The 15,854-nt window shown below is 43.3% G+C and carries 18 protein-coding genes; 13 read left to right on the top strand and 5 right to left on the bottom strand.

Annotated features, from left to right (window positions below):
- Position 1 precedes the first annotated feature (1 nt).
- Both J7384_RS04365 and J7384_RS04360 read right to left on the bottom strand, forming a co-directional pair.
- On the bottom strand, positions 2 to 967 hold the full coding sequence (locus J7384_RS04365; RefSeq protein WP_209111649.1) for a KpsF/GutQ family sugar-phosphate isomerase: 966 nt from the start codon (positions 965 to 967) through the stop codon (positions 2 to 4).
- Between the two features lie 15 nt (positions 968 to 982).
- On the bottom strand, positions 983 to 1,963 hold the full coding sequence (locus J7384_RS04360; RefSeq protein ID WP_209111648.1) for a calcium/sodium antiporter: 981 nt from the start codon (positions 1,961 to 1,963) through the stop codon (positions 983 to 985).
- 434 nt (positions 1,964 to 2,397) lie between these two features.
- On the opposite strand from J7384_RS04360, the gene mlaF reads away from it, so the two are divergent.
- From mlaF to murA, 7 genes are read left to right on the top strand one after another with little or no spacing between them, the layout of a single operon-like run.
- A complete protein-coding gene (gene mlaF / locus J7384_RS04355) occupies positions 2,398 to 3,195 on the top strand; it encodes a phospholipid ABC transporter ATP-binding protein MlaF (protein WP_209111647.1) in 798 nt (265 codons plus the stop codon).
- A gap of 21 nt (positions 3,196 to 3,216) precedes the next feature.
- Positions 3,217 to 3,996, top strand: a complete 780-nt coding sequence (gene mlaE / locus J7384_RS04350; RefSeq protein ID WP_209111646.1) for a lipid asymmetry maintenance ABC transporter permease subunit MlaE — start codon at positions 3,217 to 3,219, stop codon at positions 3,994 to 3,996.
- A 27-nt stretch (positions 3,997 to 4,023) separates the two neighbouring features.
- Entirely contained in the window at positions 4,024 to 4,494 is a 471-nt protein-coding gene (mlaD, locus tag J7384_RS04345; RefSeq protein ID WP_209111645.1) for an outer membrane lipid asymmetry maintenance protein MlaD, read from the top strand.
- Positions 4,494 to 5,141: a phospholipid-binding protein MlaC gene (mlaC, locus tag J7384_RS04340; protein ID WP_209111644.1), complete on the top strand. Its 648-nt coding sequence runs from the start codon at positions 4,494 to 4,496 to the stop codon at positions 5,139 to 5,141. The genes mlaD and mlaC overlap by 1 nt, the downstream gene beginning before the upstream one ends.
- The gene (locus J7384_RS04335) at positions 5,142 to 5,465 is read left to right on the top strand and encodes an STAS domain-containing protein (RefSeq protein ID WP_209111643.1); all 324 of its coding nucleotides are present in this window, start codon (positions 5,142 to 5,144) and stop codon (positions 5,463 to 5,465) included.
- Between the two features lie 42 nt (positions 5,466 to 5,507).
- Entirely contained in the window at positions 5,508 to 5,780 is a 273-nt protein-coding gene (locus J7384_RS04330) for a BolA/IbaG family iron-sulfur metabolism protein (protein WP_247741618.1), read from the top strand.
- A gap of 31 nt (positions 5,781 to 5,811) precedes the next feature.
- Positions 5,812 to 7,086, top strand: coding sequence for a UDP-N-acetylglucosamine 1-carboxyvinyltransferase (gene murA, locus J7384_RS04325; protein WP_209111642.1), 1,275 nt, complete (start codon positions 5,812 to 5,814; stop codon positions 7,084 to 7,086).
- A 71-nt stretch (positions 7,087 to 7,157) separates the two neighbouring features.
- Here murA and J7384_RS04320 read toward each other — a convergent pair whose 3' ends face one another.
- From J7384_RS04320 to J7384_RS04310, 3 genes are all read right to left on the bottom strand, one after another.
- Positions 7,158 to 8,201 (bottom strand): trypsin-like peptidase domain-containing protein, encoded by a 1,044-nt coding sequence (locus J7384_RS04320; protein ID WP_209111641.1) that lies wholly within the window; start codon positions 8,199 to 8,201, stop codon positions 7,158 to 7,160.
- Positions 8,202 to 8,338: 137 nt separating this feature from the next.
- Positions 8,339 to 9,694 carry a Do family serine endopeptidase gene (locus J7384_RS04315; RefSeq protein WP_209111640.1) on the bottom strand — a complete coding sequence of 452 codons (1,356 nt, stop codon included), beginning with the start codon at positions 9,692 to 9,694 and terminating at the stop codon, positions 8,339 to 8,341.
- A gap of 85 nt (positions 9,695 to 9,779) precedes the next feature.
- Positions 9,780 to 10,247, bottom strand: a complete 468-nt coding sequence (locus J7384_RS04310; protein WP_209111639.1) for a DUF1043 family protein — start codon at positions 10,245 to 10,247, stop codon at positions 9,780 to 9,782.
- A gap of 176 nt (positions 10,248 to 10,423) precedes the next feature.
- Here J7384_RS04310 and zapE point away from each other — a divergent pair, with 176 nt between their 5' ends.
- The 6 genes from zapE to J7384_RS04280 all read left to right on the top strand — a co-directional run bounded on the left by zapE (position 10,424) and on the right by J7384_RS04280 (position 15,571).
- Complete coding sequence (zapE, locus tag J7384_RS04305; protein ID WP_209111638.1) at positions 10,424 to 11,539, top strand: cell division protein ZapE; 1,116 nt, start codon at positions 10,424 to 10,426, stop codon at positions 11,537 to 11,539.
- 256 nt (positions 11,540 to 11,795) lie between these two features.
- Positions 11,796 to 12,224 carry a 50S ribosomal protein L13 gene (gene rplM, locus J7384_RS04300; protein WP_209111637.1) on the top strand — a complete coding sequence of 143 codons (429 nt, stop codon included), beginning with the start codon at positions 11,796 to 11,798 and terminating at the stop codon, positions 12,222 to 12,224.
- A 3-nt stretch (positions 12,225 to 12,227) separates the two neighbouring features.
- Positions 12,228 to 12,620 carry a 30S ribosomal protein S9 gene (rpsI, locus tag J7384_RS04295; RefSeq protein WP_209111636.1) on the top strand — a complete coding sequence of 131 codons (393 nt, stop codon included), beginning with the start codon at positions 12,228 to 12,230 and terminating at the stop codon, positions 12,618 to 12,620.
- A 394-nt stretch (positions 12,621 to 13,014) separates the two neighbouring features.
- Positions 13,015 to 13,605, top strand: a complete 591-nt coding sequence (petA, locus tag J7384_RS04290; protein WP_209111635.1) for a ubiquinol-cytochrome c reductase iron-sulfur subunit — start codon at positions 13,015 to 13,017, stop codon at positions 13,603 to 13,605.
- A complete protein-coding gene (locus J7384_RS04285; RefSeq protein WP_209111634.1) occupies positions 13,605 to 14,870 on the top strand; it encodes a cytochrome bc complex cytochrome b subunit in 1,266 nt (421 codons plus the stop codon). The genes petA and J7384_RS04285 overlap by 1 nt, the downstream gene beginning before the upstream one ends.
- Positions 14,870 to 15,571 carry a cytochrome c1 gene (locus J7384_RS04280; RefSeq protein ID WP_209111633.1) on the top strand — a complete coding sequence of 234 codons (702 nt, stop codon included), beginning with the start codon at positions 14,870 to 14,872 and terminating at the stop codon, positions 15,569 to 15,571. Before J7384_RS04285 ends, J7384_RS04280 begins: the two co-directional genes overlap by 1 nt.
- Positions 15,572 to 15,854 lie beyond the last annotated feature (283 nt).

The raw sequence follows: 15,854 nt of genomic DNA, 5'->3' as shown, positions 1-15,854 counted from the left end.
GCTATAGCACCCCGGCATTAAGTAGGTCGTGCATATTCATCGCGCCGATAGGGCTATTGTTGTCATCGACAATAATTAAACCGTTGATTTTCTTTTCTTGCATAATTTTTAGTGCTTCAGCGGCCAGCATATTTGGGCTGGCAACAATTGGCTTGGCAGTCATCACAGTTTCAATACTCGCTTGATGAATATCGGTTTTATTGTCCAGAATACGGCGTAAATCACCATCGGTAAAGAGGCCAACCAACTGATTTTGTTCATCAACGATTGATGTCATCCCCAAACCTTTGCGAGAAACTTCTACTAATGCATCTTTGACTAAAGCATCACGCTGTACTTTTGGCAAGCGCTCGCCACTGTGCATAATGTCGGCGAGCCTAAGTAGTAATCGACGACCAAGGCTACCGCCAGGATGTGACAGGGCAAAATCATCAGCGGTAAAGCCGCGGGCGTGCAATAAGGCTACTGCAATGGCATCGCCCATTACTAGGGTAGCCGTTGTACTTGAGGTTGGTGCTAAGCCCAGTGGGCAGGCTTCCTGGCTGACCTTGATACAAATATGCAAATCGGCGAGCTTGGCTAAGGTTGACTCTGGGTTACCGGTCATGGCAACTAAGCCAGCGCCGATGCGCTTAATCACAGGGATAATAGCGAGTACTTCGCCAGTGCCACCTGAGTTAGAAATAGTTAAGACGATGTCATCTGGCGTAATCATGCCAAGATCGCCGTGACTGGCTTCACCTGGATGAACAAAGAAAGCCGGTGTTCCAGTACTGGCCAGTGTTGCTGCTATTTTCCCGCCAATGTGGCCTGATTTACCCATGCCAATAACAATTACGCGACCTTTACAATCAAGCATGCGTTGGCACACTTCGGCAAAGTCGTCATCGATGTATTGGTCGAGCTCATCAATGGTTTGTTTTTCAATGGCGATAACTTGTTGCGCCAGTTGTTTAAAGTTGTGCATCGCGATAATGCCTTGTTAAGAAAGCTGACTGAAAAGAAGGTACTGGTAACCAACAAAGCTCAATAGCAAAACTGCGCCTTTTAAGCGAGTAATGCGGAAAAAGCCTAAGCGTCGGCTAAAACACAATACAAACAGCAGTAACGTTATGGCAAGCATGGCTGGCGCATCACGGGTTACTGCTTGGCTGTCGATGGTACCTGGCGCGATAATACCGGCTAGCGAGAGCACGGCTAAAATGTTGAAAATGTTCGAACCAATGATATTGCCAAGTGCTAGGTCGTCTTCTTTTTTGATAATACTCATGACACTGGCGGCAAGCTCGGGCAAGCTAGTGCCAATCGCAATAATGGTTAAGCCAATCACTAAATCGCTAATGCCAAAACTCTTGGCAATAAATACTGCCGAGTCGACTAAATAACTCGCACTTAGTGGCAACAAAACGAGTCCTAAGGTTAGCCAGATTAACGATTGGCTGGTCGATACTGCTTTGGGTACTTCTTGCTCTGCTTCTAAAATCATTGGGTCATCCATGCCGACTTCCCGTTTGCGCTTTAGCGTAATTAACAACAAGCTAATAATATAGACAAAAAACAGCACCAAGAGCAGAGCGCCTTCGCCAAAGCTAAAGGTGTGATCAATCAATAGCCAATAGGCGAGCGCGGTAATAATTAAAATCAGAGGGATTTCGCGTTTAATCGTATTTGACGACACCGATAAAGGCTTTAACAGTGCCGTTAAACCCAGTACTAGGGCAATATTAGTAATATTCGACCCAATGGCATTGCCGATAGCAGTATTGGGGTTACCGTTGAGTGATGCGGTAGCTGCCACCATCATTTCAGGGGCTGAAGAGCCCATCGCGACAATCGTCAAACCGATAATCATCGGCGAAACGCCTAAGTTTGTAGCAAGTGACGAAGCACCAAAGACAAACTTATCTGCACTCCACACTAATACCACGAGTGAGATAACCAAAATGACGATTTCTAAAAACATGCACAACTCCCAGAGTAAGATGTGAATTGTCGCTGGTTATGAGTCAAAAAAAAAGTCAAATTTATGCCAAGCGCAGAAAAATTATCATTTTTTGTACGCAAGTTGCTTTTTTGGTCTGAATTAATCGATCGCGCTTACACTTTTTAAACAAACCATAACGGATTGATACATTTTATTACTGAAATATTGATGCGTGTTGGCAGTGCATCAGGTATGATCAATACCCAATTTATTGTTCCTTTAGTTTGTAGATTACTCGGTTGTTAACAGGCCACTCCTGATTCTAGCTATATATAGTTTATAAGGATTAGATAGTACTTAATGATGGAATAGTGACGGAATATTTACTGTGGCGCTCTGGTCTCATTCAATCATAGCCAATGCCACATTAACCTCTTTGTACAAGACAAATTTGAGATCTGAATTTAATTTATATGTCTGAAGTTTTAGTTGATATTAAAAATATGACCTTCAAGCGCGAGCAACGTGTTATCTACGATGACATCAGCTTGTCGATTCCCAAAGGTAAAGTAACAGCTATTATGGGGCCAAGCGGTATTGGTAAAACAACGCTGTTGCGCTTAATTGGTGGTCAATTAAAGCCAGAAAGTGGTTCAATTTTATTTGATGGCCAAGACATCCCAAGCTTGTCGCGCAATGCTTTGTACGAAACGCGCAAGCGCATGAGTATGCTGTTTCAAAGTGGCGCATTGTTTACCGATATGAATGTCTACGACAATATCGCCTTTCCTATTCGCGAGCACACTGACTTGCCCGAATACTTGATTGAAAAAATTGTCTTGATGAAACTTGAAGCGGTTGGTTTGCGCGGAGCGAAAGCTCTTAAACCGAGTGAACTATCAGGTGGTATGGCTCGCCGAGCTGCGTTAGCGCGATCAATTGCTCTAGATCCAGAGCTGATCCTTTACGATGAGCCATTTGCTGGACAAGATCCTATTTCAATGGGAGTGATCGTTCGCTTAATCCGTTCGTTAAACGACGCATTGGGTTTAACCTCGGTCGTGGTTTCGCACGATGTGCCAGAAGTGATGAGTATTGCGGACTACATCTATATTATCGCTGAGCAAAAAATTATTGGTCACGGCACTCCTGAACAAATTCGCGAGCAGCAGTCGCCGTTGGTTAAACAGTTTGTCCAAGGTGAGTCAGATGGCCCAGTGCCATTCCATTTTAATGCTCAGCCTTATCGTCAAGAATTAATTGGTTATTAAATCCTACTGGTATTAAGAAGAATGATTTCTGCTATTCAACAATTGGGTGCGAAAACCACAGCGGTAATTTCTGGCTTGGGTCGGGCAGTGATTATGCTGCTTTCTGCTTTGAGTCACTGGCCTAATGTGCGCAAAGGAACCCCGTTATTACTTCAACAGTTATATACTGTAGGTGTTTTGTCGCTGGTGATTATTTTAGTGTCGGGGCTGTTTATCGGCATGGTACTGGCGCTACAGGGCTATACGATTTTAGTCGGTTATGGCGCAGAAGCTAGCTTAGGACCTATGGTGGCGTTATCACTACTGCGAGAACTAGGCCCAGTAGTCGCGGCATTGTTATTTGCTGGCCGCGCTGGTTCGGCACTTACTGCCGAAATTGGTTTGATGAAAGCGACTGAACAATTGTCGAGCTTAGAGATGATGGCTGTAGACCCGTTGCGACGCGTGATTGCTCCGCGTTTTTGGGCTGGTTTTATCAGTTTACCATTACTGGCGGCAATTTTTTCAGCGATAGGTATTTTAGGCGCTCATTTAGTTGGTGTTGATTGGCTGGGTGTTGATGGCGGTACTTTTTGGTCGGTAATGCAGGCGCAAGTAGACTTTGGCAAAGATATCGTTAACGGCATAATTAAGAGCTTAGTGTTCGCCTTTGTGGTCACTTGGATTGCAGTTTACAAAGGATATGACTGCGAACCTACTTCAGAGGGCATCAGTCGAGCAACTACCGCGACTGTCGTGCAGTCGTCGCTCTTAGTCTTGGGTTTAGATTTTGTATTAACTGCGTTAATGTTTGCGCGTTAACCGTTTTAGTAAGTATTGGTGGATGACATGACGTCAAAAAAAGTTGAATTAACCGTTGGTTTCTTTGTTGCATTGGGTATTGCAGCATTGTTAATGCTATCGCTAAAAGTGGCTGATAGCGGTATTTCTGGCAATGGCAAAACCTATGATCTATACGCCAAATTTGACAATATCGGCGGCCTAAAAGTGCGTTCGCCAATTAAAGTTGGCGGTGTCGTTGTCGGTCGTGTAACCGATATCCACCTCGACCCAGAAGACTACACGCCAGTGGTAACCTTGAGTATTTATCAAGAGTTTGACCAATTTTCTGAAGCAACTTCAGTATCTATTTTAACTGCGGGTTTATTAGGAGAACAGTATTTAGGTATGCAACCGGGCTTTATTGATGACTCGGTTGATATGCTAGCGGCAGGTGATTACATCGAAGACACTAAACCTGCATTAGTATTAGAAGAGTTAATTGGTCAGTTTTTATTTAGTCAGGGGAGTGATGATTAATGTCTAGGTTTTTCTCTCGAATTTTTGCGTTATTGGTTTCATTTAGTATTGCGTTCAATGCCAGTGCCGAAATTGATAAAACCAATCCTTACAAGATGATTGAGCAGGTTGCCGAGCAAACCTTTAAGCGCGTTGCCAATCAACAAGAACAAATTAAGCAAGATCCAAATTTGCTTAAAGTAGTGGTTCGCGAGGAGTTGTTGCCTTACATTAATTATCGCTATGCTGCTGCTCGCGTGTTGGGACAACAATTTAAAAAGACCACTAAGGCAGAGCGCGACCAGTTTTACATTGCCTTTCGCGATTATTTAGTGACCTCTTACGCACAAGTATTCACTTTGTACAACAATCAGAAAGTAGAATTTGAGCGCGAAAAGGCGTTTGCCGACAAGAAAATAGTCGCAATTAATACCCGTGTTTTAGAGCCGGGTCGCGAACCGATTAACTTGGCCTTTAAAGTGCGTAAAAACAAGAAAACCAAGCAGTGGCAAGCTTATGATATGGTTGCTGAAGGCGTTAGTTTGTTAGACAGCAAGAAAGCTGAATTCGCTTCGGTTATTCGCCAAAAAGGCATTGCTCACGTCACTGAAACGTTAATTGAAAAAAGTAAGAGCAATATTAGCTTTAAAGATAGCAAGGCTAACTAGATGTTGACGCAAACTTTTCCTGAACTCGATTTCAGTGAAGCGCAGGAGCGACAACTAATCAGTGGTCGGTTAACTCAGGCAACAGTGCCTGCGTTAACCAAAAAAATTGTCAAAAAGTTGTTGCAATTGCCATCAGGTCAGTCGGCCTTAACGTTAGATTTGTCAAAACTAACTCATGTCGACACCGCTGGCTTAGCTTGGCTACTTTACGTGATTGAGCAAGCCCACAAAGCAAACGTAGCTGTTACACTTAGTGAGCTGCCAGAAGATTTAATCAATTTGACCCGCTTAACGGGCGTTGATGATTTATTGCCATTAGCCTAGAATAGACGGTCAATAATATAGATCTCATTTGAGGATAGTCTTTTGGCTGATACCACTATTGAAGTTGCTGACATCGAGCAGCTTATCAAGCAAGCCGTTGAGTTAGACGAACTACATGTAAAATTTGACGGCTCTCAATGTGTGATTATCGCAGTTGCCGATATCTTTGGCGAATTATCTCGCGTTAAAAAACAACAATTGATTTACGCGCCGTTGAAAGATGCCATTAACCAAGGGCAAATTCACGCTGTTAGCATTAAAACGTTTACCACAGAGCAGTGGCAACGCGACAAAATGTTTAACTTACCTCTATAACTTTTCCGTTTTACCACAAAAGTAGACTCTCTTGGACGCATTTAAACTAAACGGTGGTCAACCTTTACAAGGTGAGGTCACTATTTCTGGCGCTAAAAATGCCGCCTTACCTATTTTAATGGCGGCGTTGTTGTCTGAAACGCCAATGACTTTTAGCAATATCCCTAGGCTTAACGATATCAATACTAGCGTTAAGCTACTGCGTCAGCTGGGCGCTAAAGTCGATTGGGTTGGCGAAGAAGAACTCGTCGTTGATGCCAGCAATATTAGCGAATACCGCGCCTCGTATGAATTAGTGAAAACGATGCGCGCTTCAATATTGGTGTTGGGGCCATTACTCGCTCGCTTTGGCCGTGCTGAGGTATCTTTGCCTGGTGGTTGTGCTATTGGTGCTCGCCCAGTCAATTTGCATATTCAGGGCCTGAAACTGATGGGCGCGGATATCGAAGTAGAGCAGGGCTATATCGTTGCCGACAACCTTAGCAACGATAACAATGGCCGTTTGCAAGGCGCGACCATTTTTATGGATACGGTAAGCGTCACCGGTACTGCTAATATTATGATGGCAGCTGCCTTGGCCAACGGCCAAACGGTGATTGAAAATGCTGCGCGCGAGCCAGAAGTGGTCGATTTAGCTAATTGCCTCAACAGCATGGGCGCCAAAGTTACTGGCGCGGGCTCCGATACCTTAGTAATTGATGGCGTTGAGCGTTTGTGTGGCCGTGAATACAAGGTTATGCCTGATCGCATTGAAACCGGTACTTTCTTGGTTGCTGCCGCAATGAGTCAAGGTCACATTCGCTGTGTCAATACCTTGCCTCAAGCCCTAGAGCCTGTCTTGCACAAGCTCGAAGAAGCGGGCGCAGACATTACCACGGGTGAAGACTGGATTGAGTTAAAGATGGCACAGCGACCAAAAGCAGTAAACATTAAAACTGCGCCACATCCAGCTTTTCCCACTGATATGCAAGCGCAATTCGTCGCGTTAAATACCATTGCTGAAGGCACAGCGACCATCACCGAAACGATTTTTGAAAATCGCTTTATGCACGTGCCAGAGTTGCAACGTATGGGTGCTGATATCAGCTTAGAAGGTAATACAGCCATTGTGAAAGGCGTGGAACAACTCAACGGTGCGCAAGTGATGGCGACTGACTTACGCGCCTCTGCGAGTTTAGTGATTGCTGGCTTAGTGGCAACCACTGAAACACAGGTTGATCGAATTTATCACATCGATCGCGGATATCAGAAAATCGAAGATAAATTACAAGCGCTTGGCGGCGATATTACTCGTATTAAAGCCTAGTAGTTAGTGTTGCAGTTAAGCAACACAGCTTATCAGAACAAAGCCGCCCATTAGTTTAGTGAGCGGCTTTTTTAACCTTGATATTCAGTGATCAGCACAGGGATATTTAGGGTTTGATTACCGCGATAAACCTTAAATACTAGCTCAGTATTAGGTCGAGTATCAGCAACAATATTAAGTGCTTGGGTTAAGCTTGTGACAATATTCCCGGAAATGTCATGAATGATGTCGCCGGGCCGTAAACCTGCTTTGCGCGCTGGACCTTGCGGAGCGACGCCATCAATAACCAAACCTCGGTCAATAAAGTCGGTTGCAGTAATGCCAAGCCAACCGCGAACCACTCGGCCATTTTCAATAATATTTGTCATCACTTTATGAGCCAATTGGTAGGGGACGGCGAAGAAGATACCTTGGATATTGCGCTGTTGGGTCACGCGGGTAAATTGGCGAGAGTTAATACCAACTAAAACACCATTGCTGTTAATTAAGGCGCCACCTGAGTTACCTTCGTTTATCGCAGCATCCATTTGAATAAACTCAAGGTAATTGGTACCGTTTAAGCCTCCGCCATTACGACCGATACCGCTAACAATACCTTGAGTAACCGTTTGGCCTAAGTTGAACGGATTACCTATGGCCAGCACGACATCTCCTGCATGTGAACGAATGTTAGCTTGCTGTGGGATAACCGGTAAGTTAGTTGCATTGACTTTTAGCACTGCTAGATCTGTTGCAAGGTCAAAACCAATCAGCTCGGCAAAGTGAATTTGACCAGATTGAAGGACGACATTAATCAATTCAGCATTTTGAACGACGTGAAAGTTAGTCAATATATAGCCTTCGCTATCCATAATCACCCCTGAGCCGAGGCTTGAGATATTACGGCTGCCAAAACTACTGGTTTCTTCCGAGTATATATTCACTACCGCTGGCGCTGCGGCATTTACTGCTCTGGCATAAGATAGTGGCTCTGCTTGTTGTGGTGTTGTTGTTAATAATTGCCCTAGGTTGGCCTGTTTTCTAAGGCTTGGAAATAGCAGTATTAGGATTAAACCCAATAGCACGCCGTAACTAGCGGCTTGAATGATATATTTTAGTAGGGCAACAATATTCACTAGTCGATTTTAGGTTAACAGAGTATTAACGCTAAGATTACGCTAAAACGCGTTTAAAGTAAAAAGGCTTACCATAGGTAAGCCTTTAAAGTGTTGTTTTAATGTACTTATTTTAAAAGTACAGCAGCACCGACAAGTTAGCGAATCATCAAGAACAAGTTAGCGTTATTGCGTTGAATGTTTAGGGCAAAAACGCCTTTGTGATCTTTTAAGAAGTTGCGCAATTCACCAATGTTTTCAATGCGTTTACGGTTGACACCAACAATAACATCATCGGCTTGTAGACCAATAGCAGCGGCTGGGCTACCTTGTTCGACATCGGTAATTTCAATGCCCTTAGTGCCGTTTTCAAGCTCTGCGCCGTCTAACATCGGATGCAATACTGCCGCTTCAATATTCGCGCTTTCCGCTTTCTTCAATTTGACGTTGAAAGTTTTTTCACGGCCATCACGGGCAACGGTAATCTTAACTTTCTTACCGGCACCAATAGAGCCGATTTTACCGCGCAGTTCACTGAATGACTTGACCATCTTGCCATTGACTTTAGTGATAACGTCACCGGCTTTTATGCCTGCTTCGTCGGCAGCAGAGTCTGGCACCACTTGCTCAATAAAGCCACCTTGGTTGGTTTCAAGTTCTAAGGCTTTGGCAATTTCGCCATTCACACTGCGACCAGAAACACCTAACACGCCTCGGTTAATTTCACCAAACTCTATGATTTGGCTGACCAAATTATTCATCATGTTACTTGGGATAGCGAAACCAATACCGACGTTGCCGCCGTTAGGCCCTAAAATAGCGGTATTAATACCGATTAATTCGCCGCGTAAGTTAACTAACGCACCACCGGAATTACCACTGTTGATGGCGGCATCGGTTTGAATAAAGTCTTCAAAGTTCTCTATGTTTAAGCCGCTGCGACCCAACGCACTGACAATTCCCGAAGTGACGGTTTGGCCTAGACCAAATGGACTACCAATGGCAACGGTAAAATCGCCAACTCGCAAGGAATCAGAGTCTGCAACTTTTATGGCGGTAAGATCGTCAGCTTCAATTTGCAGTAAGGCAATATCGCTGGCTTCGTCTGAACCAAGTTTTTTGGCTTCGACTTGGCGGCCGTCTTTCAGGGTAACCAAAATTTCATCAGCATTGTCGATAACGTGATTATTGGTGACGACATAACCTTCTTTACTGTTGATAATAACGCCAGAGCCTAAGCCTCTAAACGGTCGCTCTTGCGGTTGTTGCTGACCGCGTCTAGGGTTACCAAAGAAAAAGCGAAAGGCATCTGGAATGTTTTGCTGTTCAACTTCTTGAGTGCCTTTTACGGAAATGCTCACCACTGCTGGCGTAATTTGCTCGAGCATAGGTGCCAAACTTGGCATTTGTTGGCCATCTACCATTAATGGCAAGTTAGCGTGAGCGGGCAGGGCGGTTAAGGCAAGAGTGCTTGATACGACGGCAGCACTGATTAAAACAGAAAACTTCTTCATATTTTATATAGCTCCTAATAAAACTAAGCTTGAATAAAAGTTACCTAATTAAAGACTTAGCAATAAGAAGTAAGTTCAATCGGCCTTATTCGGCATTTGTAACACTTTGTTTCTTATCGTCAAATAAACCACTTGGATTACCTGAATAGTCTAGCGGGGCTTCGGTAATCGCTTCGTCTTTCGCCTTTTTAGTGTGGCGCTCTGGATGACGAAGTGCGACTGTTTGTGCTAGTTGTTCTTGAGTTTCGCGTGAGAAAAACGGCATGCTCTCACTCGCCTCTGAACTTGGCGTTGCGCGTTTTAATAAGTTGGTACTGGTTTCCATTTGTTGCATGGCCTGTTGGCACGTAGCATTCATATCAGCTAATAACTTTGTTGAGTTGTCTAAGTGTTCGGCAACATCTAATTTGTATTGAGCTAACTCAGCTTCAGTTTTACTGACTTTTTCTGCGAGGTTTTTTTGTTCTCGTTGGTTTTTGGCAAAAAAGTGATTGGCGAAAAAGCCGAGTAGAGCACCGAGTAAAAAAACAACTAAATCGATAGCGACTTCCATATTGAATAACCTTATTTGTACATTGTGAAACTGCTGATGCCAATTGCGTTTGCAGATTGGCGCGACTTCTGAGAATAGTATTTTATTCTAGTTGAGATATAAGACATACTATAGCGCGCCTTTACCCGTAGATATACGAGTAATTTTTATTTTTTCAAGTGGTTTGTGGTAGCTCAATGATTAATTTGTCCCCGTTAGAAAAATATCGAAAAGACTTAGAACGCGATGATTTTCAATACGATGCAGCGCAGGAAAACGCAGTTAAACATTTAGAGCGGTTGTTTCAAGACCTGCAAAACAAACCTTTACCGGTGACTGGCTTTAAAAAAGTACTCAATCGTTGGAAACGGGTCGTTGCTAAACAGCAACCACAGCCGGTCAAAGGCCTCTATTTTTGGGGCGGCGTAGGTCGCGGCAAAACTTACTTGGTGGACACCTTTTACGATTGTTTGCCGTTTAACAATAAGATGCGAGTGCACTTTCATCGCTTTATGCATCGAGTTCACGATGAATTAAAAGAACTTGCCGGCAAGTCTGATCCTTTAAAGATTATCGCCGACAAATTCGCTGCTGAAACCTGTATTATTTGCTTTGACGAGTTTTTTGTTTCAGACATCACCGATGCCATGATTTTAGGCATGTTATTTGAAGAGTTGTTTGCTCGTAATGTTACCTTAGTGGCAACTTCGAATATTATTCCTGATGAGCTATACCGAAACGGCTTACAGCGGGCGCGTTTTCTACCGGCGATCAAGTTGATTAATGAACATACCGAAGTAGTAAACGTCGACAGTGGCATTGATTACCGCTTGCGAACACTGGAGCAAGCAGAAATTTATCACTACCCCTTAGATAAACAAGCCGATGTTAATTTATCGACTTACTTTAAGCAGCTCTCTTGTGACGATGGTCAGTTTGATATCGAAATAGAGATTAACCACCGTCAATTAACTGTGAATGCAGTGGGTGATGGCATTGCCCACTTTGACTACGCTGTGCTGTGTGAAAGCGCCCGCAGTCAGAGTGATTACATGGAAATCAGCCGTTTATACAACACCGTACTATTGGCTAATGTTAAACAAATGAATGTCGACTGTGACGATGCCGCACGTCGTTTTATCGCGCTAGTCGATGAATTTTACGAGCGCAAAGTGAACTTAATTATCTCTGCTGAAGTGGCGATGGAAGAGTTATACAGCCATGGCGGTTTGAGTTTTGAATTTAAACGCTGTTTAAGTCGTTTACAAGAGATGCAGTCACACGATTATCTCGCCAGCGAACACTTGCCTTAAACGCGCCTTGATTAGCGCGTTGCGATATTTTGTCAGCGTGCTGATTTTTTTCAAAAAGATTAAAAAATAGTCGTGATCTTTTTAATTCACTTCTGTATAATCCTGCGCTCCCTACGTTACAAATGCTTATTTCTTTCCCGAGAATTAAGCGACAGACTCGATACTCGAAGGGGTACCAGCGTAGTCTTTTAAACCGACAGTCGGGTTTTTAACTCGTTGTCATTTAAGTAACATTTTTTATTTGGGTTTTTGATTAATGAAAACTTTTGTAGCTAAGCCAGAAAGCGTTCAACGCGAATGGTTTGTAGTGGACGCTGAAGGTAAAACTTTAGGTCGTATCGCTACTGAAATTGCACGTCGTTTACGCGGTAAGCACAAGCCAGAGTACACACCACACTGTGATACTGGTGACTATATTGTTGTTGTAAATGCTGAAAAAGTAAAAGTAACTGGTAACAAAGCGAAGGGTAAAATTTACTACTCTCACACTGAGTTCCCTGGTGGCTTGAAGCAAATCAGCTTTGAAAAGCTAATCGACAAAGCGCCAGAGCGTGCTATCGAATTTGCAGTTAAAGGTATGCTTCCTAAAGGTCCTTTAGGTCGTCAAATGTACCGTAAACTAAAAGTGTATGCAGGTGCTGAGCACAAGCATGCGGCACAACAACCACAAGTTTTGGAGCTGTAAGCAATGGCTGATAATCAATATTACGGTACTGGTCGTCGTAAGAGTTCTACTGCTCGTGTATTCATGAAAGCTGGTAGTGGTGCAATTACAATTAACAAACGTGACATCTCGACTTACTTCGGTCGTGAAACTGCTCGCATGGTTGTTCGTCAGCCGTTAGAGTTAGTTGAAATGTTAGAAAAGTTTGACTTAAACATCACTGTTTCTGGCGGTGGTAGCACAGGTCAAGCGGGTGCAATTCGTCACGGTATTACTCGTGCATTGATGCAGTACGATGAAAGCTTACGCGGTGAACTTCGCAAAGCTGGTTACGTTACTCGTGATGCTCGTAAAGTTGAACGTAAGAAAGTTGGTTTACACAAAGCGCGTAAACGTCCACAATTCTCAAAACGTTAATTTTACCGTTTATACTATTATGCAAAAAGCCGACTTATGTCGGCTTTTTTTATGCCTGAATTTTATATCAATAGACCTTCCTAACCGACGTTGAAATTTGATCAAATTTCTTCGCTCATTCGTTAAATCGATAGTCAAAATACCGCAATTTTATTGATTTTAATGTGTGAATAATTCTCATTTGTAATGCGGTGTTTGTTTGTTAATTTTTTGCTGACTTTTTTTGTTTTAGAGCAAGTAATCAAGAGGAATTGCCTTGTAAAAAAAGGGGCTTTTCTTTATGATCGAAACAATTTTTGTCGCAAGTTTGCTTAATATTTTGACGAAGATAAACGCCTGATTATTGGGGGGGAGTTTTCAGAGTGTTAAGTATAAATATTATTGGAGAGTTTGAATGAGCAATGCGCCCGTTAACAACGGCCGTCGACGCTTTTTAACTGCTGCAACTTCGGTTGTCGGTGGTGTAGGTGTTGTCGGTGTGGCTGTGCCTTTCATTGGTTCCTGGAATCCTAGTGCTAGAGCGAAAGCTGCTGGTGCTCCAGTTGAAGTTAATGTCGGTAAAATTGAACCTGGTCAGCTAATTCGCGCTGAATGGCGTGGTAAGCCTGTTTACGTGGTACGTCGTACCGAGCAAACAGTTGCTGACTTAGCTAAGATTGATGACCAGTTGCGTGATCCTAATTCGGAAGAGCCGCAACAACCAGAGTACGCAAAGAATGCGCATCGTTCAATTAAACCTGAATTTATGGTGGCATTAGGTGTTTGTACTCACTTAGGTTGTGCTCCAACATATCGCAAAGGCGATTTCAACGAAGTCGTTGAAGGCGTTACTGACGGTTTCTTCTGTCCGTGTCACGGTTCTAAATTTGATATGGCCGGTCGTGTTTTCCAAGGTGTACCAGCGCCAACTAACTTAGTGGTACCTGAGCACTCATTCCCAGACGATAACACCTTATTGGTAGGTGTTGGACAAGGAGAAGCCTAATGTTTGCTAACTTTATGGCTTGGATTGACAAGCGTTTACCTGTTACTGAAGCGATGAATAAACACGTTGTTCAGTACCCTGCGCCAAAAAACTTTAACTTTTGGTACTTCTTTGGCTCATTAGCCATGTTAGTACTAGTTAACCAAATTCTTACGGGTATTTGGTTAACCATGAATTACGAACCATCAGGCGATGGTGCGTTTGCTTCAATCGAATACATCATGCGTGATGTAGATTACGGTTGGTTATTGCGTTACATGCACTCAACAGGTGCTTCTGCATTCTTCGTTGTTGTCTACATGCACATGTTCCGCGGCCTAATGTACGGCTCTTACCAAAAACCACGTGAATTACTGTGGATCTTCGGTATGTTGATCTTCTTAGTACTTATGGCTGAAGCTTTCATGGGTTACTTATTACCATGGGGTAACATGAGTTACTGGGGCGCACAGGTAATTATCTCGCTCTTTGGTGCGATACCTGTAGTAGGTGAAGAATTAACGATTTGGATCAAAGGTGACTACGTTATCTCTGGTGCTACGTTAAACCGTTTCTTCGCGTTACACGTTATTGCCTTACCACTTGTTCTAGTTGTTCTAGTGTTCTTACACATTCTTGCGTTACACGAAGTGGGTTCTAACAACCCAGAAGGTGTTGAAATCAAGAAGAAGAAAGGTACGATTCCAGAAGCTGAACAAAGCAAGTTCAAGTTCCACAAACAGTACGCTGACAAATACGATATTGTTGATGCTATCCCGTTCCACCCGTACTACACAGTAAAAGATATTATGGGTGTTGCCGGTTTCTTAATCTTGTTCTGTTGGGTAATGTTCTTCTACCCTGAAGGTGGTGGTTACTTCTTAGAAGCGCCAAACTTTACACCAGCTAACGGTTTGAAAACACCTGAGCACATTGCGCCAGTATGGTACTTTGGTCCGTTCTACACTATCTTGCGTGTTGTTCCAGACAAGCTAATCGGTGCTATCTTGATGTTTGCGGCAATCGGTATGTTATTCGCATTACCTTGGTTCGACCGCGGTGTTGTTAAGTCAATTCGCTACCGCAGCAAATTGCACTTACTTAACCTAACTCAGTTTGCTATCTGTTTTGTTATTTTAGGTATTTTAGGTACGTTGCCAGCAACACCTGTAAATAACCTAATTGGTACTATTACAACATTTGGTTACTTTGGTTTCTTCGTAGCGCTTTGGTTCTACAGTAAAAACGAAAACACTAAGCCAGTTCCTGAGAGGTTAACTAAATAATGAAAAAGTTTCTTTTAGCAATCTTGGCTGTATTGCCTATGCTGGCATCAGCTGCTGGCCCAGCGTTAGACTTAGAAAAAGCAAATAATGACTTGTCTGATAAAGAGTCGTTAAAACGCGGTTTTAAATCTTACTTAAACTACTGTTTAGGCTGTCACCAGCTTCAGTATCAACGCTACAATCGCACTTTTGCTGATTTGGGTATTGATGAGAAAGAAGGTAAAGAAAACTGGATGCCGACCGGTGAAAAAGTGGGTGATCACATTACTAACACTATGCCAGCAAAAGATGCTGCAAAGTGGTTTGGTAGTACACCACCAGACTTAACCCTTGAAGCGCGTTTTCGCAAGACTCCAGATTACATTTACACTTACTTGAAGTCATTCTATGTTGACCCTGAGCGTCCGTTTGGCGTAAACAACAAAGTCTTCAAAGACGTTGGTATGCCACACGTATTGCAAGGCCTACAAGGCGTGCAAACTATCGATGAGCACGGTAACTTGCAACCAGCTACTGGCGGTAGCATGACAGCAGAAGAATACGACGAGTTTGTGCGTGATTTGACCAACTTCTTAGAGTACACGTCAGAACCAAACAAACTAGAGCGTAAAGCGTTAGGCTACTGGGTTATTGGTTTCTTAGTGATTCTATTTATCCTCTCTTACTTTTTGAAGAAAGAGTACTGGCGCGACGTTCATTAATCGCAAGCCAACGAGATAGTAAAAGGGCAGCGCAAGCTGCCCTTTTTGTTTTTTATAAAGACGTTAAAGTCTGACAGAGCTCAATCGGTGAAGAGCGACTACTCGCTATTGTACAGTTGAAATCGAGTCAATCAGGTTTCTGGTCAGACCTGTTTTAATTTTTCGACAATTTCTAGTATTATATGCGGCCACGTTGCGCCTAGCGCAATTATTTATTGAACCCTTGTTTAGGATGAACAGATTCGTGCGCCGCTGGGATGGCATAAAGCGCATATCTTTGGAG

Origin of the sequence: Endozoicomonas sp. G2_1, assembly GCF_017744155.1 — a bacterium.
In the GTDB taxonomy this organism is placed as follows: Bacteria; Pseudomonadota; Gammaproteobacteria; order Enterobacterales; family Alteromonadaceae; genus JAGHQT01.
The sequence above is the reverse complement of the archived record's forward strand: the minus strand, read 5'-3'. Positions and strand labels throughout refer to the sequence as shown.